The 19,137-nt window shown below is 59.1% G+C and carries 19 protein-coding genes and 4 pseudogenes; 15 read left to right on the plus strand and 8 right to left on the minus strand.

Going from position 1 to position 19,137, the window contains the following annotated elements; genetic code table 11:
* The first annotated feature begins 218 nt into the window (after nucleotides 1-218).
* The 4 genes from XH79_RS42665 to XH79_RS43390 all read left to right on the plus strand — a co-directional run bounded on the left by XH79_RS42665 (nucleotide 219) and on the right by XH79_RS43390 (nucleotide 3,534).
* Nucleotides 219-1,082: a transglutaminase family protein gene (locus tag XH79_RS42665; RefSeq protein ID WP_172646934.1), complete on the plus strand. Its 864-nt coding sequence runs from the start codon at nucleotides 219-221 to the stop codon at nucleotides 1,080-1,082.
* Between the two features lie 963 nt (nucleotides 1,083-2,045).
* On the plus strand, nucleotides 2,046-2,405 hold the full coding sequence (locus XH79_RS42670) for a hypothetical protein (RefSeq protein WP_244981010.1): 360 nt from the start codon (nucleotides 2,046-2,048) through the stop codon (nucleotides 2,403-2,405).
* 510 nt (nucleotides 2,406-2,915) lie between these two features.
* On the plus strand, nucleotides 2,916-3,080 hold the full coding sequence (locus XH79_RS42675) for a DUF3309 family protein (RefSeq protein ID WP_018646276.1): 165 nt from the start codon (nucleotides 2,916-2,918) through the stop codon (nucleotides 3,078-3,080).
* A 106-nt stretch (nucleotides 3,081-3,186) separates the two neighbouring features.
* On the plus strand, nucleotides 3,187-3,534 hold the full coding sequence (locus tag XH79_RS43390) for an exopolysaccharide biosynthesis protein (RefSeq protein ID WP_370142613.1): 348 nt from the start codon (nucleotides 3,187-3,189) through the stop codon (nucleotides 3,532-3,534).
* 154 nt (nucleotides 3,535-3,688) lie between these two features.
* Here the strand turns inward: XH79_RS43390 and groL are convergent, their stop codons facing one another.
* From groL to XH79_RS42690, 3 genes are all read right to left on the minus strand, one after another.
* Nucleotides 3,689-5,329 (minus strand): chaperonin GroEL, encoded by a 1,641-nt coding sequence (gene groL / locus XH79_RS42680; RefSeq protein ID WP_028338372.1) that lies wholly within the window; start codon nucleotides 5,327-5,329, stop codon nucleotides 3,689-3,691.
* 139 nt (nucleotides 5,330-5,468) lie between these two features.
* A complete protein-coding gene (locus tag XH79_RS42685) occupies nucleotides 5,469-5,783 on the minus strand; it encodes a co-chaperone GroES (protein ID WP_271585628.1) in 315 nt (104 codons plus the stop codon).
* 343 nt (nucleotides 5,784-6,126) lie between these two features.
* Nucleotides 6,127-6,396, minus strand: coding sequence for a hypothetical protein (locus tag XH79_RS42690; RefSeq protein ID WP_092216775.1), 270 nt, complete (start codon nucleotides 6,394-6,396; stop codon nucleotides 6,127-6,129).
* Between the two features lie 186 nt (nucleotides 6,397-6,582).
* Between XH79_RS42690 and XH79_RS42695 the strand changes: the two are divergent.
* Nucleotides 6,583-6,920: pseudogene (locus tag XH79_RS42695) on the plus strand (IS701 family transposase); the annotation flags it as partial.
* A 28-nt stretch (nucleotides 6,921-6,948) separates the two neighbouring features.
* On the opposite strand, the gene XH79_RS42700 reads toward XH79_RS42695, so the two are convergent.
* Nucleotides 6,949-7,224, minus strand: coding sequence for a hypothetical protein (locus XH79_RS42700; RefSeq protein ID WP_018648614.1), 276 nt, complete (start codon nucleotides 7,222-7,224; stop codon nucleotides 6,949-6,951).
* Between the two features lie 209 nt (nucleotides 7,225-7,433).
* On the opposite strand from XH79_RS42700, the gene XH79_RS42705 reads away from it, so the two are divergent.
* Nucleotides 7,434-7,682, plus strand: a complete 249-nt coding sequence (locus XH79_RS42705) for a hypothetical protein (protein WP_018273528.1) — start codon at nucleotides 7,434-7,436, stop codon at nucleotides 7,680-7,682.
* Between the two features lie 261 nt (nucleotides 7,683-7,943).
* On the plus strand, nucleotides 7,944-9,308 hold the full coding sequence (locus XH79_RS42710) for an alpha,alpha-trehalose-phosphate synthase (UDP-forming) (protein ID WP_172646932.1): 1,365 nt from the start codon (nucleotides 7,944-7,946) through the stop codon (nucleotides 9,306-9,308).
* A 100-nt stretch (nucleotides 9,309-9,408) separates the two neighbouring features.
* On the opposite strand, the gene XH79_RS42715 is transcribed toward XH79_RS42710, so the two are convergent.
* Nucleotides 9,409-9,762, minus strand: a complete 354-nt coding sequence (locus XH79_RS42715) for a hypothetical protein (RefSeq protein ID WP_232208625.1) — start codon at nucleotides 9,760-9,762, stop codon at nucleotides 9,409-9,411.
* Nucleotides 9,763-10,176: 414 nt separating this feature from the next.
* On the opposite strand from XH79_RS42715, the gene XH79_RS42720 reads away from it, so the two are divergent.
* Nucleotides 10,177-10,302, plus strand: coding sequence for a DUF1003 domain-containing protein (locus tag XH79_RS42720; protein WP_244981009.1), 126 nt, complete (start codon nucleotides 10,177-10,179; stop codon nucleotides 10,300-10,302).
* Between the two features lie 58 nt (nucleotides 10,303-10,360).
* Nucleotides 10,361-10,687, plus strand: a pseudogene (locus XH79_RS42725) (transposase); the annotation flags it as partial.
* 472 nt (nucleotides 10,688-11,159) lie between these two features.
* Here XH79_RS42725 and XH79_RS42730 read toward each other — a convergent pair.
* Nucleotides 11,160-11,562 (minus strand): annotated as a pseudogene (locus tag XH79_RS42730) (transposase); the annotation flags it as partial.
* A gap of 1,000 nt (nucleotides 11,563-12,562) precedes the next feature.
* Here XH79_RS42730 and XH79_RS42735 point away from each other — a divergent pair.
* Nucleotides 12,563-12,754, plus strand: a complete 192-nt coding sequence (locus tag XH79_RS42735; RefSeq protein ID WP_028170261.1) for a CsbD family protein — start codon at nucleotides 12,563-12,565, stop codon at nucleotides 12,752-12,754.
* A 1,125-nt stretch (nucleotides 12,755-13,879) separates the two neighbouring features.
* Here the strand turns inward: XH79_RS42735 and istB are convergent.
* A pseudogene (gene istB / locus XH79_RS42740) lies at nucleotides 13,880-14,640 on the minus strand (IS21-like element helper ATPase IstB).
* On the opposite strand from istB, the gene XH79_RS43180 reads away from it, so the two are divergent.
* The 5 genes from XH79_RS43180 (at nucleotide 14,554) to XH79_RS42765 (ending at nucleotide 18,056) form a co-directional block, all read left to right on the plus strand.
* Nucleotides 14,554-15,153, plus strand: a complete 600-nt coding sequence (locus XH79_RS43180) for an ATP-dependent DNA ligase (RefSeq protein ID WP_333938944.1) — start codon at nucleotides 14,554-14,556, stop codon at nucleotides 15,151-15,153. The pseudogene istB and the gene XH79_RS43180 sit on opposite strands and share 87 nt — an antisense overlap.
* Before the next feature lie 317 nt (nucleotides 15,154-15,470).
* Nucleotides 15,471-15,794, plus strand: a complete 324-nt coding sequence (locus XH79_RS42750; protein WP_244981008.1) for a hypothetical protein — start codon at nucleotides 15,471-15,473, stop codon at nucleotides 15,792-15,794.
* 973 nt (nucleotides 15,795-16,767) lie between these two features.
* Nucleotides 16,768-17,280 carry a hypothetical protein gene (locus tag XH79_RS42755; protein ID WP_039153443.1) on the plus strand — a complete coding sequence of 171 codons (513 nt, stop codon included), beginning with the start codon at nucleotides 16,768-16,770 and terminating at the stop codon, nucleotides 17,278-17,280.
* A 101-nt stretch (nucleotides 17,281-17,381) separates the two neighbouring features.
* Nucleotides 17,382-17,585, plus strand: a complete 204-nt coding sequence (locus XH79_RS42760) for a hypothetical protein (RefSeq protein WP_172646930.1) — start codon at nucleotides 17,382-17,384, stop codon at nucleotides 17,583-17,585.
* Nucleotides 17,586-17,741: 156 nt separating this feature from the next.
* Complete coding sequence (locus XH79_RS42765; RefSeq protein WP_028343627.1) at nucleotides 17,742-18,056, plus strand: hypothetical protein; 315 nt, start codon at nucleotides 17,742-17,744, stop codon at nucleotides 18,054-18,056.
* Between the two features lie 223 nt (nucleotides 18,057-18,279).
* Here XH79_RS42765 and XH79_RS42770 read toward each other — a convergent pair whose 3' ends face one another.
* Nucleotides 18,280-18,570: a DUF1488 domain-containing protein gene (locus XH79_RS42770; RefSeq protein WP_271585629.1), complete on the minus strand. Its 291-nt coding sequence runs from the start codon at nucleotides 18,568-18,570 to the stop codon at nucleotides 18,280-18,282.
* Between the last annotated feature and the right edge of the window lie 567 nt (nucleotides 18,571-19,137).

Here is a 19,137-nt window from a genome sequence, read left to right on the forward strand (position 1 = left end):
TTGTCGGATCCTATCGCACCGCGAACTGATGTTGTGCTTGCACATCGACACCCGTTAACATGCCCGTATGAATGAATCGCAGCGTTCTCGCACGGTGCCTCGTCCGGTTTCGGTCGTCTGGATCGACATTTGCATGGGCATCTTCAACTCGGCCATACTTCCCGAGGGGACCACCGGATAAGGGGCCTGGCCAGAGGCCGCCCCGATCGGAGCTTTCGTTGATTATGCTGAAGGTTCTTCACACGACGACTTATCGATTCAACGAACACGTGCACCTGTTGCCGCACCGCTTGATGCTTCGTCCGCGCGAAAGCCGCGAGCTCCGCTTGATTTCGAGCAACGTCACGATGACGCCGCATGCGGCCTTGACCTGGGCGCACGATGTGTTTGGCAATGCAATCGCGACGGCCACGTTTCAGATGACAGCCTCCAACCTGGTGATCGCCAGCGTCGCGGAGCTTCAGCTCGACGCGGTTGCATGGCCGGTGTTCGATATCGCTGTCTCGGCCATGTCTTACCCATTCCGCTATTCTGATGACGATTGGACCGATCTCGGCGCCCTGGCTCTCCCCCAGTACTCGGACACAGCGGGGGTCCTACGAAATTGGGCACAAATGTTCGTTCGAGGAAGTCGGACTGATACGCTGTCGCTGCTAAAGGACCTGAGCGTCGGCGTTTCGGAAGCTGTCCAGTACCAGAGCCGTGAGGATGAGGGTACCCAAACGCCGGTAGAAACGTTAAATCGTGGCTGGGGGTCATGCCGGGATTTCGCGGTGCTGTTCACCGAAGCAGCACGCATGCTCGGGTTTGGAGCCAGGATCGTCTCCGGCTATCTTTACAATCCAGAGCAACAGAGCGTCGGATCGAGCGATGCGGGATCAACCCATGCGTGGGCCGAGGTCTTCGTACCGGGCGCCGGCTGGATCACTTTCGACCCGACGAATCGTAGCCTCGGCGGCTTCAATCTGATCCCGGTCGCGGTCGCGCGCGACATCCGGCAGACGATTCCGGTGTCCGGCAGCTTCGTCGGCAGCATCGGCGCCTTCGCCGGGATGTCCGTAGAAGTTCTTGTCACATCATAGATCGACGCATTGGACCTTCGGCAGCCTTTCTGATCAGTCGTTCAGCTTCAAGGCCCTCACGTTTTCTAGAAGGGCCTTCAGGCTCCTGCTCATGATGGGCATCGCCTATTGCGCCTACTCGTCAGTGGGGCTTGGGCCAAAGAGTGACATTGCGATGAGTGATGCCGTCCTAATCTGATGGCAAATTCCCTTTCGTTAAATTTTCTTGAATGAGCAATTTTGACCATGAGCTCGCGCTGCGTTGCGGCACAATACTTCTCGCCGCCCTGCTCTCGGCATCCATCGGTGATTGAGAGAATGTTTGCGAGGGCCGCAGCTATAGCCAATTGATTCCCGCTAACGGCAACACCCGCTGAATCGCCGCTAGGCAGAATGGAATTGGGCGATTGGCACAATCTGTCGACAGACTTTCGGGGCTGTCACTGATCCACGCGGATCCACACGCAACAAACAAATCGGCGATAGCTGGAACTCTTGTCGGCTTGCCCTGTTCATTCTTTGTCCGATTCCGGACGCATAAGAATTGGTGGATACTATGAAAAGAATTCTATTAGCGACAGTCGCTGTTCTCGCATTCGCTTCTCCGTCATTCGCGGCGGAGACTGGCAAAACCGTTGGCCAATCGCCTTCCTCGTTCTACCTGGCTCAGGATACTGCGACCATGAAATGTCAGATCGTCGAGAGCCAGCCTGCTGCCGGCGGTAGCATGAAGGTTGTCGGCGCCGCTCACACGACAAAGGCCTCGGCAGAAGCGGCTTTGAAGGCCGAAAAAACTTGCGCCAAGTAATCGGTTAAGTCGCGGCGCGAGTACAGAGGCGGGTCTGTGAGTTCGCTTAGAACCACGAATCCTCGGATCCGCCCCCCCACCAGCGCTTCAAGCACCCTGGGTCGAGGTTCTTTATCGGCCAGCGGCACGCAATCGACTTGCCGCTTGAGATGCTCCAAGTTGGAGAGGATACGACCATGAACCAGCAGACAATGAAATACGCGATTGCGGTCGCACTCTTCGGTGCGGCGACGCTCGCCTCGGTGCTGCCTTCGGGGGCAGCTCCGATCTCGCCGAGCACGGCTCTTCTGACACAAGCGGCTTCGTCGTCCGCAGTGACAGAAGTCTACTACCGACGCCACTACCGCGGTCGCGGCTACTACGGCGCTCCGGGGGCCGCAATTGGTCTTGGCATCCTGGGTGCCGCGGCTGGAGCCGCCGCTTATGGAGCCTACGGTGGTAGCTATTACGGGCCAGGCTACGCGCCGGGCTACTATGCGCCAGATTACTACGGCGGCCAGTATCCCTATCGCCGCCAATACTACGCCCCGTATTGAGGGCACGAGCGACGCTGTTTGGGCGTGGCAACCTCTGTCACAGACCATGCCCACTCAACGCGCGCTCGAGCGCACTCGAGCGCGATGGCGCGGCTGCGCCCTTGTGATCCGGTCAACTGCATCGGCCCCTCCCATCCGGGGTCGCCTGCGGACTTTTGCAGGAGTTGGCGAATCGCAAGACAGACAAAACTTGCGCCAGGGAGCTAAAGGCGCGAGCGCGGGGCGGGTCTATCGGCTCGACCAGCAATCCCGAAGCGACTGACTCGTCCCGGCAACGCCACGGGCACCGCCGACCCCGAGCCAAACGATACCAAGGCTGCCTCTCTCAAGCTCAAACTGCCTCCTGCTCCGCGTCCGCCGCGCCGGGTGGCATTTCAATCGAGAAGAAGTAGCACAGCACTTGCCCAGTGATGCCGCCGACAGTCGTCGCCGGAAGCTTGAAGATCGCGCACTCAACTCGGACTACCGTGAGACCCAATATCCACACGGTCCCACCAAAGGAGTCGGACAATGTCGATCGGACTTATCCTCATCATCCTCCTCATCATCTTCCTGCTTGGTGGCTTCAGCGGCCGCTTCGGCGGCTACGGCTACGGCTATGGCCACGGTGGGATGGGGGTCATCGGTACCATCCTGGTCATCCTCGTCGTATTGCTACTTCTGGGTCGGCTCTGACCCTCGCAGGGTCGGCTGTGTCGACCGGGCGCCTCCCAAAATATCCTGTCCCCGGCGTACCGGGTCCCAACGAGCCCCGACCAGCTGAAGCCGACAATGCCCGCCGATGAAGGGGTGTTTGTGCCTGCCTCGGTCCTGCTGCAGCGGCTGCACGACGAGGCACCGGCAAGATCGCTTTACCCTGGGCTGGCTGATGGGTCGCCTACACAAGCACTCCTTCGGCCCTATTATGCTGCTGCTCGCTGTGGTCGCTATTGCACCGGGTGTCTCGATCGTAGCCGGCCTGCTACTCATGATCCCCGCGTCCCAGGTGATCGCGGTCTTCGGTCTAATCACGGGGGCGACCAACCAGGGCGGAGCTATGCACTTCCCAAAATCCAGTAACGGTGGGGTGCGTCCTGACTGGTTTGGTAACAATTCTCACCCGCCACCCGGCTGCAATGCAAAGTGCTGATTTTGAGATATTGCACAAGGCGTCCTCACGGAAATCCGTGAAACGGCGAGAATTCATCACGCTTCTCGGCGGCCGCTTTTTGCTGATTCCTGCAAAAAAGGCCCAAGCATCTCTGCCGGGCCTTCGTTATTGTTGAGCTCTGAACGAGTAGGACTTAAAAATCCATACCACCCATGCCGCCACCTTGAGGCATGCCCCCACCGCCGGCGTTCTTCTTTGGCAATTCGGCCACCATGGCTTCGGTAGTGATCAGGAGCGCCGCAACAGAAGCCGCATTCTGAATCGCCACACGAACGACCTTGGTCGGGTCGATGATGCCCTTGGTGACCAGGTTGCCGTACTCGCCGGACTGGGAGTCAAAGCCGTAGCCATACTGATCCTTCTCCAGGATCTTGCCGACGATAACGGAGCCGTCCTCGCCAGCGTTGATCGCGATCTGGCGGGCCGGCGCAGACAGCGCCTTGCGCACGATCTCGACGCCGGTCTTCTGGTCATCGTTCTTGGTGCGCAGCCCCTTGAGATGCTCGGAAGCACGCAGCAGGGCGACGCCGCCGCCCGGCAGGATGCCTTCCTCGACGGCCGCGCGGGTCGCATGCATCGCGTCATCAACGCGATCCTTGCGCTCCTTCACCTCGACCTCGGTCGCGCCGCCGACGCGGATCACCGCGACGCCGCCCGCGAGCTTGGCAAGACGCTCCTGCAGCTTTTCACGGTCATAGTCCGAGGAGGTCTCCTCGATCTGCGCCTTGATCTGCGCCACCCGCGCCTCTATGTCGGCCTTCTTACCGGCGCCGCTGACGATGGTGGTGTTCTCCTTGTCGATCATCACCTTCTTGGCGCGACCGAGCATGTTGAGCGTGACGTTCTCGAGCTTGATGCCCAGATCTTCCGAGATCGCCTGGCCGCCGGTCAGGATCGCGATGTCCTGCAGCATGGCCTTGCGGCGATCGCCGAAGCCCGGAGCCTTCACGGCCGCGACCTTCAGACCGCCGCGGAGGCGGTTCACGACCAGGGTCGCGAGCGCTTCGCCCTCGACGTCTTCCGCAATAATCACAAGCGGCTTGCCACTCTGGACGACGGCTTCCAGCAGCGGAAGCAGTTCATTCAACTGAGATAGCTTCTTTTCGTGGATGAGGACGTAGGCGTCTTCCATTTCGGCGCGCATTTTGTCGGCGTTGGTGACGAAGTACGGCGAGATGTAGCCGCGGTCGAATTGCATCCCTTCGACGACCTCGAGTTCGGTCTCGAGCGACTTGGCTTCTTCAACCGTGATGACGCCCTCGTTGCCGACCTTCTTCATGGCGTCGGAGAGGAACTTGCCGATCTCCGCGTCGCCGTTGGCCGAGATGGTGCCGACCTGGGCGATCTCCTCGTTCGAGGTGACCTTCTTGGAGTTCTTCACGAGATCGGCGACCACGGCTTCCACCGCGAGGTCGATACCGCGCTTCAGGTCCATCGGGTTCATACCGGCGGCAACCGCCTTCGCGCCTTCACGGACGATCGCAGCCGCGAGCACGGTCGCGGTGGTGGTGCCATCGCCAGCTGCATCTGCCGATTTGGAGGCAACTTCTCGCACCATCTGCGCGCCCATGTTCTCGAACTTGTCCTCAAGCTCGATCTCCTTGGCGACAGTGACGCCGTCTTTGGTGATGCGGGGGGCGCCGAACGACTTGTCGAGCACGACGTTCCGGCCCTTGGGCCCGAGCGTGACCTTAACCGCATTGTTGAGAATTTCAACACCGCGCAACATCCTGTCGCGGGCGTCGACGCCGAACTTAACTTCTTTGGCCGACATCATGATCTCCGTTTTCAACTGTCAAATCCGAAAGACCGCGCGACTCGGCGAGCTCTTTAGGGACGTGAGTTCAACTTGCGGGCCTTATCCTTCTCCTTCGAGACGCTGGCTGCTTGGGATAAGGAAAACAGACTGGCGCTTAGGCGACCTTCTTCTTGGCGGCGGGCAGCTCGGTGAGAACGCCCATAATGTCGCTTTCCTTCATGATCAGTACTTCCTGATCATCGAGCTCGATCTCCGTACCTGACCACTTGCCGAACAGGACGCGGTCGCCAACCTTGAGATCGATGGGCAGCTTGCCGGATTCGTCGCGGCCGCCTGGGCCAACCGCCGTGATCTCGCCCTGCGAAGGTTTTTCCTTGGCGCTGTCCGGAATGATGATGCCGCCAGTGGTCTTCTCTTCGGCTTCGATACGCTTGACCGCAACGCGGCCGTGAAGCGGACGGAATTTCATGCTGCCCTCCTGTTTTCTTGTTGTTGTTGCTTTGGACGAAATGGCAGTCGTGGCCAGCGAGTGCTAATCAGCACATAAGCCGCCGCAAGGGGACGTACAAGACCGTCCCGAAACGATATTCGCTCAGAGCATCACGAAATAGCTGCCAAGACCGCGGCGGCTAAGGATCCGGTGAAGGCCAGCTGTGTGGTGCGAAAGTCGTTGGACGCCGCGTCATCAAATTTGAGAAAGCTTCCCATCGCGCAGGGGCATTGCGTTGTTCTCGACGTGCGCCAGAATACGCCGGACGTCGGTCGCTTCTTGTGCAGCCATTCAGCGGTGCTTGTCGAGATCGAGTGGCTCGTCACTCGCGAGGCGCTTCGGCATCAATGCGCTGAGCGTCAGCCAAATCGACCGGGTTGATGGAAATCCTCTCCACCGTTGAAGTGCGCGGCGGCGCCGCCGGCACCGTGATCATAGTGGCAACCCGGCGAAACGCCTCGAACGACAATCCTTCGATCATCTCCTCATCGGTGATGACCTCGTAGGCACCCGGAGGCAGGAGGCGGTCGATGCCCTTGATCCGGAAGGGATGCTTGAAGGTGACCGTTTCGCGTCGGGAGCGCATGGTCATGATCGGCTATCCTTCAGAAACGGCTTTGCATCGGCGCGATAGTGAAGCAATCCGTTTACAGTGCTTTCTGTGCCGAGATTAGCTATCTCTTTATCATGAGATGGCTGCGAAGTCACCAAACACAAGGCAATACACATCGCGGATTTGTATAGATGCCGGCGGACGAAATGCTTGCTGATGCCAAGTGAAAAAATGCGAGTTGGCGATCGGCAAGCATCGCGACTCGGAGAGAAGAAATGCTATCTCGCAAATCTACCAGCCGAGATAGACTTGCAGCGGTTGGCTACAACCGTCATGGCGCGATGGGACGGTTCTGGCACGGTCTTCATCGTCACGCTCTTATGACGATGGTTGCTTACGCCTTCTTGCAGCACTTCCGCATTGCCAAGACGGGGCGCAAAAATGAAACGACGGCCACCACCTCAGCCCAACCTGCCAGCCGCGCGTCCCGCCATCGTCGCTCTCATTCTTCAGCCATCAGATCCGCGATACGGGTACTGCAGAACACAGGTCAGCGAAGAGCAAGGCGTGAACAAATCTGCCAAAGTCGTGTTAGCGCCCACCCGAAGCACCTTTATGATCGTGCAGGAAACGGGCGATCCGCGTCTTCAACACGGTGGCGTCGTGCGATTTGCCCGAGGCCGCGTGCTCGAAGAGCCTGCGCTGGACGTCAGTAGGCAGATCATTCCATTCGCTGACAAGGGCGGCACCCAGACATTCCAGGACTCTGCGCTCCACATCGCGCAAATCGCTGGCTTCATAGGGTAAAGGCCACGCCAACTCCTGCGCTCCGCCTTCCTCGTCCCAACGGTCGAGAGCGGTTGCCATTTCTTCTCCCGACGTTGGCCTTCGACCTTTCTTTTTGACCATTCTATATAGTCGCATATATCGGCATTAAGCGCCATTCGCTCGATCGCGGGGCGATCCGAAGCGCCAATCCTTCCAGTACCGAGAATGCCGCGGCCGCGGAACTCGGTAGTTCGCCCATCGGTTATTGCAGCGGTTTGTTCGCGCGGCGTACAGACTCAAGGTTCACCATGGATGTGATCGTTACACCGGCAGAGGGAGGCACGGTTTGGCAGCTGACGGACCTGCTCGGCCGCTCGATGGGGCGCATCACGGCAAGCGCTCCACGTCAGTTCATGATCCATCCGGAGGGCCACGCATCGGAAACTATGGCCGGCATACAGCAAGGGCCGCACGCCTCGCTCGACGCCGCACTGGCTGAGATCGAGAGGCACACCCGGGGCGTCTGCCGTCGAAATCCTGGCGAAGATCAGCTTTAGACAGCGCCCAACAATCCAGATCGTCGGCAGAGTATCCTATATTTACTGCGGGAAGATCTATATGTTTTACAGGTAACGCCCGCCCAGATTGCCTGATGACGGGACCGTCAGTTCCGGTAGAAGGAATTGTGGATTTTCGCGCGAGGACCGAGCGAATGTGGGCTCCGGCGGATATCACCGCCGATCATTGCGTTGCCGTGTTCGCCGAGATCTTTTGGCGGCTCGGCTCGACGCAACCCTGACAGTGCGGAGGGAACCCGCTTGAGCCGCTTGGTCATCGTCTCCAACCGTGTCGCCTTGCCGGCAGAAGCTGCGCAGCGCAGCGGCGGGCTCGTGACCGGCCTCGTCGACGCTCTGCATCAGGCTGGAGGCTTATGGTTCGGGTGGAGTGGCAAGCTTGGAGAAACAACACCAGAGCCGAACGTTTTTGAGACCGAGGGAGTGACGTACGCTACCGTCGATCTTACCCGCGCGGACCATGACGGCTACTACAGCGGCTTCTCCAACGCGGCACTGTGGCCCTTATTCCACTATCGCCTTGACCTCATGAACTTTACCCGCCGGGACTTGGCCGCCTATCGACGGGTGAACGCCGTGCTCGCCGACGCCCTCGCGCCCCTGCTCAGCCCGAGTGACCTCGTCTGGGTGCATGACTACCATCTGATCCCGATGGCCGAGGAACTTCGCCGCGCCGGCGCCACACAGCGGATCGGGTTTTTCTTGCATACGCCGTTTCCGTCTTTGGGGGTGCTGGCGACCCTTCCTCACTACGGCGACCTGCTGAAATCACTGTGCGCTTACGATCTCGTCGGCTTCCAGACGGTGGAGGATTTGACCGCCTTCCATGACGCCATCCTTCGCCGTGCAGGAGGCACGATTTCGTCCGATGGCCACGTTCACGCTTTCGATCGGGTTCTGCGCGCCGGCGCCTTCCCGATTGGTATCGATACTGAAGCGATCGCCGAAATGGCTAGTCGCGCTGTGAAATCCCGAACGGCCCGCCGGCTGCAGGAGAGTCTCCGGGGGCGCAAGCTCATCATTGGGGTGGACCGGCTGGATTACAGTAAGGGTCTCGAGCACCGGTTCAAAGCGTTCGCCGCCTTTCTCGAGGGCTATCCCGCATACCGCAACCACGTCCGCTTGCTGCAGATCGCCACCGCAACGCGCAGCGACGTTCCTGAATACCGTGCGTTGCGACAGAGGCTTGGTGCGCTGGCGGGCGACGTGGCCGGTCGCTACGCGGAACTCGATTGGGCGCCGATCCAGTATTTGAACAGGAGCTTCTCGCAGCGTTCGCTCGCTGGCTTCTTTCGGCTCAGCCGCGTCGCTCTTGTCACTCCGTTGCGCGACGGAATGAACCTGGTTGCCAAGGAGTATGTCGCTGCACAGAACCCCGATGACCCTGGCGTGCTCGTTCTCTCGCCCTTTGCCGGCGCGGCCTACGAACTCGACACTGCCGTGATCGCCAACCCGTATGACCCCGACGCCGTCGCCGAAGCATTGCAGACAGCGCTGGGGATGCCACTTGGAGAGCGATGCGATCGTTGGCGGGCCATGATGGTGGTACTACGCCGCAATAGCATTGCGGCGTGGCGCGAGAGTTTCCTCGGGGCTCTCAGCAGCTAACTGTGGATGTCGTTCGGGACGTGGCATCGGTGCAGCAGGTCGCGATAATCTCGTTCGTCAACGAGGCCGCCCAGTCCGCCGATAAGGTGTTACTTCGAAATCATCTCCGGGGCGGAAATGATCCACGGGTGACGGGACTACCTGCATCCGCTTGATCGTCCCGCCGAACCAGAAAGACCAAAGGCGAATCGCCTGCAGCATTCTCCGTCTTCGCGTCAACGTAGTACACTTCTTCTTCTGGCTTGGCGCGACGCACCCTGATCGGCGACTTCCCATTCCAAAGCGGCCTGTGTCCGACCATCATTCGCTTCAAATCATCTTGCAGCCAGTCCTCCTTGCCGAGTTCTCTGGCCTGACGAATCGTCGCAGCTCTGAACGCCAGAATGGGCTGACCGTCGATCTCCAAAACGAAGACAGTCGGCGGCGGCGCCTCGGCTTTCGCTGGTATAGTCATCCGGATCACTCCTTCCTCTGCTGGCCGACGCGGCCTTCCGAACCCGGCGTCGCGGCCAGCGCAGGACGCCTCGTCGCCTTTGTAGCTACTGCCCGCCTGATTCAGATTCACGGATTTTCGGCAACAGAGATCAGGCAACAGCCATCGATGGTAGTACTAGCTTCCTCCCGTGGCCCGTAGACCCTTCTCAACTGTGGATGCAACAAATGACCAATGAGCAAACCCATAAGTCCACCTCAGTCCAGAAGACCAGGAGCGGCTGCGAGAACTCCGGACTCAAAAGCCAGCCCGCAACTTACCCAAGCTCGCACTGACGCCGGGCGCGATGCTTGCTGACCGGGTCGCTGAAACAGTTGGTTCTTGGTGCTTCATCATCATCCAAGCGTCCTTCTTGGCATTTGGATCATGCTGAACATGATAGCATTCATCAGACATTGGGACCCTTTTCCCTTCATTTTGCTGAACTTGGTTCTTTCCTTCCAGGCGGCTTACGCAGCGCCCATCATCATGATGAGCCAAAACCGCCAATCTGAGATTTGAGCTGCTGCCGGTTTGATGGACACCGAGATCAGGTGTTTCATGAAGCCGGAGGTGGGCGATGAAGAGACGGAAGTTCAGTCGCAAGGTCGAGGCGGTTAAGCTGGTGCGGGAGCGCGGGGTATCGGTGGCGCAAGCCGGCCGGGACCTGGATGTTCATGAGAATGTTCTGCGCAAGTGGGTGAAGGAGCTTGGCGCCGATCCGGTACAGGCCTTTCCCGGTCATGGGCAGATGAAGCCCGAGCAGCACGAGATCGAGCGGTTGCGCCGTGAGGTCGCCAAGCTGAAGGCCGAGCGGGATATCCTAAAAAAAGGCCGGAGCTTTCTTCGCGAAGGAAGCGACATGAAGTTCGTCTTCATCGCGAAGCACCGGGCGATCTGGCCGGTGAACTCAAAACGGGATTTGGGAGCAAGGTCAAGGCCGCTGCCATTATAAACGTTCGTGCCCTTCTCTCGTCCATAACGGTACCTACCCTCTGCCGGCCGAGCGAGCTCGAGCCAGGCCTGCGCGACCTGAATCCAACGCTGCCGTTGGAAACCATCGGCGTTGACGGCCTCCTTCATCGCCGCCTCAGCCTGATTTTGAGGATCGATGTCGCCGCCCATGCAGGAGATATCGTACCAGCAGTGCGTAAACGATAGATGGCGATCGCTCCGTAGGAATCCGGGGGACTGTGTTTGGATGGAGGTGACGCCCAGCTCGTGATCCCTAATCCTTGGGGAGCGCGACACCAGTCATCTCGCCCATACGGGTGATGAGCCGATCCTGGAACCACGATCGGCTGCCTCGCGCGCCAGCTCCTCCTGCTTGTCATTCGGCCTGCAATATTGGCTCTGACGCAAGTTTGGTGCAGCGCCGACTATTCTGAACGAATTAGTCTGGCTTGAAGCAGATCGATTTTGCCGCGGCCGTACATTTTGACGTCGGACGAGCTTGAGGCGCGTGATCTGACCTTCAGTCTGGCCGTTGGACCATGGTGAAGTGATTGCCGCCGGTACCGCCGCCTCATCCTTCGCGACGCCGCTGGAGAACGAGGCGACGAGACTGGCGCTGACGCGGGCGCGCTCGATCCATGGGATGAGGCCCGCCTCGGTCTTGCGTCGGATCATCAGGTGGAATTCGGCGATGATCTCGCGTGCCTCGACCAGGGTTGGTACACCAGCTTCGATCGCCGAGACCGTGACAGCCTCCGCTTTCGTGAGCAAGTCTCGGCCGATGGTCATCAGGCGCGCGATGGTTCTCGCCGACGGAATCCTTTCAACTGAGGCGGCCTTACTTGCCCATGGTTCTCTCAAGAGACGCCAGCCTATCGAGCTGACCGGCTAAACCCCGCAAAGTTCGGGCGATGTTCTTGAGGACGGCGGCGCGATCCTGGGAAGGGCTAGCCTGACGGGACAGTGTAGAATAGTGGTCCGCAGCTTCCTGGCACAGTGAAACGCTGATCATCATTGCCCTCGGATTTATGTTCCGGCCATGGCATCCTTGCAGGCATGGCAGATCAAAACTGAGCAAAATTGATCAAGGCACCACAAATGGCTTGGCAACTGCATTCCAGTTCCGTTCTCAGCGGGCAAGAAACCTTGATCATGCTCAGATCTGGCCAAATTCAAAACAGGCCACTCCCAGAATCAAATTAGGCCACGGAGATAGGCCAGCCGCCCGGCCCATAGGAACCTTCCAGAAAACGAGAAACAAAGGCCACGCGCGTGAACGAGAGGCTACCGGCTGGTGCCGCCTCTCTGCGCTAGTAGTCTATGTCGGAGCGCGCAGACCGGGTGAATCCAGCCATTTAACCGAGGTCTCGATCCGGCTTGCGATCCGTAAAAGTTCGTTGCGTCGACCGCCATGAGCCATACCCTCAGCCTGCTTGCGCAAGTCAATTGCCTCGTCCTCTAAGCGGTATTGAAATATCGATGATTGCTTGAACATGGGTGCTCCCTGTTCGGTTAGGCGGGAGCGCAACTGGGGTTCTCAGCACCGATAGAAGCCATGCACCGGACGGTGATGGGTGTTGTTAACACTTGTCGCAGACTAGGTCTGAGCAATTTTGACCATCCGCTTGCGCGCACTCGGCGACCGGCCGGCGCGCCCCATAAGAGCACGAGTCGGTTAGAACGGCCCGCCAGGCGACGAGAATTTAGTGGTGGCTTGCCTTCAATATGCCGAGGCGTCCGACGCCGGCGGCCTTAAGCGGGCCTCCGCAGGAGGAACCACTGCGCAACGCTTTCGTTGTGTGCTCTCCCAGCAGCAAAGGACACGATCATGGACCGCGAACATGTGAAGGGCGCTGCCGACAAGGCAAAAGGCGCCATCAAAGAAGGTGCCGGTAAGCTCACTGGCGACAAGGACATGGAAGCCGAAGGCAAGATCGACAAGGCCAAGGGATCTGCCCACAATGCGGCGGGAGATGTGAAGGATGCAGCGCGGGACGCCGCTGACGCCCTCAAGAAATAAGCAGAAGAGAAGACAAAAACTAGCCGCCTCCGGGCGGCCCTCTCTTTTCTGGTGGGGAGACGGCTTCTTGGATCTTTTGATCCCGAATGGCGCGAGGCTTGGAAAGGCCCGTCCTCGCCCCGAACCTCAATTTTCGTGTGCGCCGGCCGTTCGCTGCTCTTCCTTACTGAGGTTATCAGCCACCAAGCGTGAGGGAGCGTTTGCATCCTGTAGGAACAGCTAGTCAATGCTTGCGTTGGCCGCTACGAGCTCTGCTCAGGAAGATTCGCATGCGGAGAGAGCGTTGGATGGTGATCGGCGCTTGGTCGTCAATTGCTTTGATGGCGAGTACACGCAGATCCTTTCAAACGCCTCGATTGACCTGCAAGGTGTGCCGATATCCGATCCGTCTCTGCTTATGGTCTCGGAGAACAGCCCGTATATGTGGAATGAGCGCTAGGCCGCTCTAACGCTGCTGGTACGCCCTAAGCGTACGGTGGCACGTTCACTAGCGTACCTATCAGGCGCAGAAGAGCCTGGTGCTCGGGTCCTTTCGGCTCCCTTCGCAAGAAATCGCCGAGTTCAATGTGTGTCAGTCGGCCGCCAGAAGGCGCATTTGGCTGATGAATGATGAAAGCATGGCCATTGGCCGGCTCGCGTCCCAGAAATCAAGCGTCGCCGTTGGTACTACGATATAGCTCACGTCGTTCGCTCATCTGACGCTCCTTGTGGGCTAAAGCTTCAAAATTCATCTGGCCGGTTTCCCCGCTCGCAGATCGAGGCGGCGGAGAAACGCCTGCGTATCAGCTAAGCCCGACTCCTCTGCTTACCTCGCGGGCTTCTCCTGGCGCGAGTCCAACAGTCAGGCCGAGCGCTGCAGCTTGCTCCAGAGCGGTGCCCCCGCGATCGATTAGTTTGGCGGTCCATCCCTCCGGGATGGCATCCAAGACGAGCTGAACGGCCTCTTCTTCCGTACCGGCTGCTAACCAAAACCGGCACTCGCCATCGTCAGTAGTGACCTGCAGAAGATGCGCTTCCATGCATGTGAACAGCCAAAGCCATACTTTGTTGCCGCGCGTCCTAGGTGTCAAACGCCATCCGGAACTGCCCCCTTTGCGTCATGAAGAACTGCCCCCACCATCTGGGTTATGATCTCGGTTGAAGGTTGTTTCCGCCGGTGACGGGCCGGAGGGAGGCGGAGCCGACCGGAGGGCCGTCACCGGCGGGCGGCGGCTGGATGAGGCCGCTCTTTCGCTTGGCGCGGAGCCGGTAACTATCGCCGCGGATCGTCAGCACGTGGCTGTGATGCAAGAGCCGGTCGAGGATCGCGGTGGCGACCACGGGACCGGCGAACACAGTGCCCCATTCGGCAACACTGCGGTTCGAGGTGATCAGCATGGCGCCAGTTTCATAGCGCCGGCTGACCAGTTGGAAGAAGAGATGTGCCGCGTCAGGTTCCAGCGGCAGATAGCCGAGCTCGTCGACGATCAGCAGCTTTGGCTTCGACAGCGCGAGCAGTTTCTCGTCCAGACGCCGTTCGCCATGTGCCTTGGCAAGGCCCGCGACCAGCGTCGTCGCGGTTGTGAACTGCACCTGTAACCGGCCAGGATCGCCTCTCGCCCGAGCGCGATCGACAGGTGCGTCTTACCGACGCCCGGTGGGCCGAGCAGCAGCACGTTCTCACCGTTGGCGATCCAATGTGACGCGGGCAGGTCGCGGATCTGTTTCGGATCGATCGACGGCTGCGCCTCGAAGTCGAAGCCCGCAAGCTCCTTCACGGCCGGGAAGTGTGCAAGTTTTAGTGCCATCTCGATACGGCGATGAGCCTTGCGCGCAATCTCGCGCTCGTACAGCAGGATCAGTGTCTCACGCGCCGACAGGTTCGCGCGTGCCGCCTCGTCGAGCAGGCTGTCGAGCTGATCGCAGATGCCGGAGAGCTGCAGTCGCGCCAGCATGGCATCGAGCGGATTGGTCGTTGCTTCCATTACCTTCTTTGCCGCGCCATCAGAAGCTTCCTCCGACCCTGGCTTCGTATTTCGGCTAGAGGGCGCAACAACGACGGCGGTGAGGACGGCGCCAGCACCGCCGCCGTGATCTCAGCCCGGCGGACCGCGCCAGGGCCGGACTGGATCCATGAGGTAAAGCACGACGGCCATCGGATGCTGGTCATCCGGGAAAACGAGCGCGTCCGGCTGCCCTCCCGCAACGGCAGCGACTGGACGAAGCGTTATCCCTGGATTGCTGAGGCCGCGCTGAGGAACCGCCAAAAGAGGTTTGTGATCGATGGCGAGGCCGTGATCCTTGGGGTGGACGGCATCAGCGACTTCAGCGCGCTGCACAGCGGGCAACACGACCATAAGGTGCAGCCGCGCCTCTTGTCAGTTTATCGACCGACTGCGCGCGAGTGCGTCATGGGATAGACTGTGGCAAAGCCCCGATGCAAGTCGCGCGCAGGCAGGCCCGGAGTCTCGTGCACTGACAACTATTCGGCCTCAACCATGATTGAGTTTCCGAACCATAGTCGTTCACGCGGCCTGCCGTGCGATTTGGGGGACACGACAGCGCTATTGAGGCACCGTTTTCATAAACGAAGATACGGACCGGTCGAGCCGGTCTGGCAGAGTCCGTCAAGTGAGCTAAACCGGAAAAGCGCAGCTCGGCGAATTAAGCAGGCTACCTGATCAGATCTGAATGTCGACCGAAGTTATCGGCGGACAAACTGTCAGAGAGGTTCGCGATGAAGGACGCCATCGCTCGCAACTACGATGCGGTCGAAGATGGTGGTGAATTGTTCCTGATTGCAGTCCGCCGCAGCGGCTCTTTTTGCCAGGCGGGACGGTTGGACGCACAGCAAAGCCTATCCGCGCGCTCCGTTGGCAATCTTATTTTGCGCCTGGGCTCGTTATTCGAACCTTCGATCCCCATATCCATATCTGTCCTGGTCAACCAACGAGAGGGCTCTGCATGTTCACATCCGAGCAGCATCGCCCAAGGGCAACCGCGCGCGGCGAACTCGTCAAGGGTTCTCAGCGCTGAGGAAACGCGTAAATTCAAGACCTGAAGGGACGGCTTCGTCTTTTTGACGGATGACAAGCGAGGGTTCGCGGAGGCTTGCAACGGCTCCGTTCTCATCCCGGAGCAGGACCATCCCCGCGGCGCAGCCCTCGCGGCTGACGAGGAGTACATTCTGCGTTGTCTTGGCGCGGCCCTCATCATGCAATGGAACGCCTTGCCGACGGTGCTGCAACGGGAGATCTTCGACGCCGCCGGGGCGGTTGGAAGGCCGGTGGAGACAGCGGAGCTCCGCGGGAGATTGCCTGATTTCTGCACGACCACAAGGATGATTCCGGTCGCGGCAAATTGCCTGTGACAGGAGGTACGCCTGCCGATGCGAGATCCAGTGCTCTGGCTGCGCCAGCGTCGTTCTGGCTGTATGTTTTAGCCATCACGGCGGGAGCGTAACACCCTCAGTCACCTAGGAGAGCCCGTGCAGTAGCACCTCGGACAGACCTCGCGACAAGCTGCGGGAAGCGGGTGACACCTGCGCGCTTCGCCACGGCACAATCTGCTTGGCATTTGAAAGCTCACCTCATTGGTAGGTGGCGCTGCCGTAATCCATTCCGCAGGCCAAGAGGCGGGAATACCAATCGCGGGAATGCAGCGAGCCCACAATTGACTTCGCATCGGCCGCTGGGCGCAGCGCGTACGACCTCGCGCTGCGATGCCATCCCTTGTGGGATTGCGGCGACTCAGAGAGTTTCGTCGGAGGCATAACACCGCAGATTTTTCAGACCGCCTCCATTGCCAGTCATTATTGATTAGGCGTTGAACCGGAAACGGAGTAGCGTTTTTGTAGCGGTCAAGCGGATTGCTTGCCCGACAGCTGCCAAAACGGCGACGCACCGAATTCCTCGCCTCCATCTAAATGGCAGCACATTGCCGTCGGTAGGCAAACTCTTTCCAAAATTGCTGTTCCAAACACGGGAGTGCCGACCACGTCGCGCGCGTCAGGCAATCGCAGAAGGAAGATCGACATGAAAATGAGCAATGTAGTTCCCAGTGCCCTGTCTGCGGCAAAGTACACTTATGGCGCGGCGACCATATGGGTCGCTCCTTCTCCCCTAATCAAATCGGCGCATTTCCTTGAAAGGATTGGACTCGCCACGATTGGAGGCTCGTGCGGCATGTACGTGGCCGCAGCGTTGATGCGCCTCGAACACGAACTGTTTGGAAGTGTCTGGTTCATCTTGCTGCTGATGCTCTACGGAGCTTTTAGCTTCTATATCGGCATCGACCTACCTCGCCATCGTGCTCAGGGGCTCCCGGAAGAGCGGAGCCACACCGATGCGGCTGAGATCTTCAGCGCAGCAGGCACATTCATTGCCGCGATTGCAGCGTTTCTATCTGTCAGCATGATTGTCGTTGATCAGGTCGTGTCTCACGGTTCGATCGTTGTGATCGCAGGCTGTTGGGCAATCGGTTCTTTAGTTCAAATTTCTGCCGGTACCATCGCGCGCAACTCCGTGGCCGAAGCTGGTAGGGAGTAACTTCCGATGGCAATTGGACCGACGCCGCTGGCCGATTTTTTTTGCGCGCGACAGTGAGAGGGCACACCGACAAGACGTAGCAAATAGGGAAAGTCATTAGGATGATGAATCAACGTGTAGTCTATTCTCCAGAAGAGCTTGCCAGCTTCAAAGCAATTTTTGAGGATGCGATAGGGTCATTCTCACCCACTCTGCTCACGACCTCCAACCGTTTGCAGGTTGCGCAGAGCATCCTCGCTCGTGCTGCGACCGGTGAGCGCAATCAGAACGAACTGCGGCGTGCGGCATTGGCATCAATTGCTTAGCAAGCCGACGGGTGTGGGTATCAAGCCGCCTTCAACTTGGAGTCCCTGCTCCTCGCCTGCACCTGCGCTAAATATTATTCGCATCCGAGTTCCTGGAACCATCCTGTCGCGAGCCCATTGGCTCACTGACACAATCACCTTTGGAGAAATGCTATTATGAAAACCTTCGCAATCACTCTGGTAGCCGCCGCAAGTACGCTTATTGTGACCGCCGCTTCAGCCGCCCCACTTTCCGCCAGCGTTTCGATTGCGCCGGAGAGCAACATTCAAAACGTTCGCATGGTCTGCAATGAAGATGGTCGCTGCTGGCGTGAACGCGGCGAACGCCATGTTATCATCCGCGACGGGCGCGATGCTTACGGATACGCTCCACGCGAGCGTTACATCGAGCGGCGCGGCTATGACGACCGTGCCGGCGTCGGCTTCCGCGCTCCCGGCGTGAGCGTCGGAATCGGGACCGACCGCTACTGAGAGACGACGGGATATCTATGAATGGCCGCGGAGTACTCCGCGGCCATTTTCATTGAGGCCATCTTCAAATGGCATAGATCGAACGCTTCACTCGGCGTCTGACGCTCAGTCTCGGTTAAACTCTGCCGCTACCCCTCGTGGTCAGTCGAGAGTATTCAGATGGCCAGATCGAAGCACATCAAGCAGTTTGGCCGATCAGGCGAAATCCAGAAGCACGATCGGTTCAAAAATTAGCGGCGACCAGGTTGTAAGAGCCCCTGCTGCCGCGGACGTACACCTTGGCAGCGGCGGCGCATATCAAGTCGCGATTGGAATCGAACGCGCGCAGAAAACCCGACTCGTCGTAACCGATATCTGGTTGAATTCGCTTCAGCGCATTTTCGTTGATGAAAAACGATGCCTCAATAGCGCTGTCGTGTCCCCAAAATCGTACGGCACGCCGCGTGCGGTCATATGACCGGCTATGGTTCGGAAACTCGATCATGTTGTCGGGGCCGATCAGTTGTCGGAGCACGAGACCTCCGTGCCGGCTGCACGCGATTTGCGTCGCGGCATATTCGATGGCGATAGCCGATCCTGTCTCCGACGCACTCGCGTGCAACCGGTCGATACGCTGACAAGATGTGCGGTAGCCAAAGCTTGGCGCCAAGGGAGGGAGTTTGGAGCGATCCGGTTGCGCCAGCCTCCAAATGGCTATGCTGGAAGCGGATTACAACCCCGCTCGATCCTGTCACAGCAAATAGTTGCGCCTGGACTGGTTATTCTGCGGATCGGCACTATATCCTAGACATCACCGCCCGCCCTCGGCTGTTATCGGTGACTGAGAGCATTGTGCTCCCGCCGCGACCTAGAGGCGGTTACTATGTCAGATATCTCCAAATTCAGCGTTCGCGAGTGGCTGGTGCCTCCGGTACTGCTGCCGGTCTTTTTTGTGCTTCTGATCGCTGCTGCGATGCTTATTCAGTGGTAGTTTCCCTCGGTGGGCCCGCGCCGTCAGCTCAAGCCAACCGCTCATTCCGGCCAGTCAAGCGAGTCCAATCCTCGTTAGCTTGCAAGCTGAACATCCGGGCGGCAGACGCCC

This window comes from Bradyrhizobium sp. CCBAU 45389 (assembly GCF_028128625.1).
Lineage (GTDB): Bacteria > Pseudomonadota > Alphaproteobacteria > Rhizobiales > Xanthobacteraceae > Bradyrhizobium > Bradyrhizobium liaoningense_B.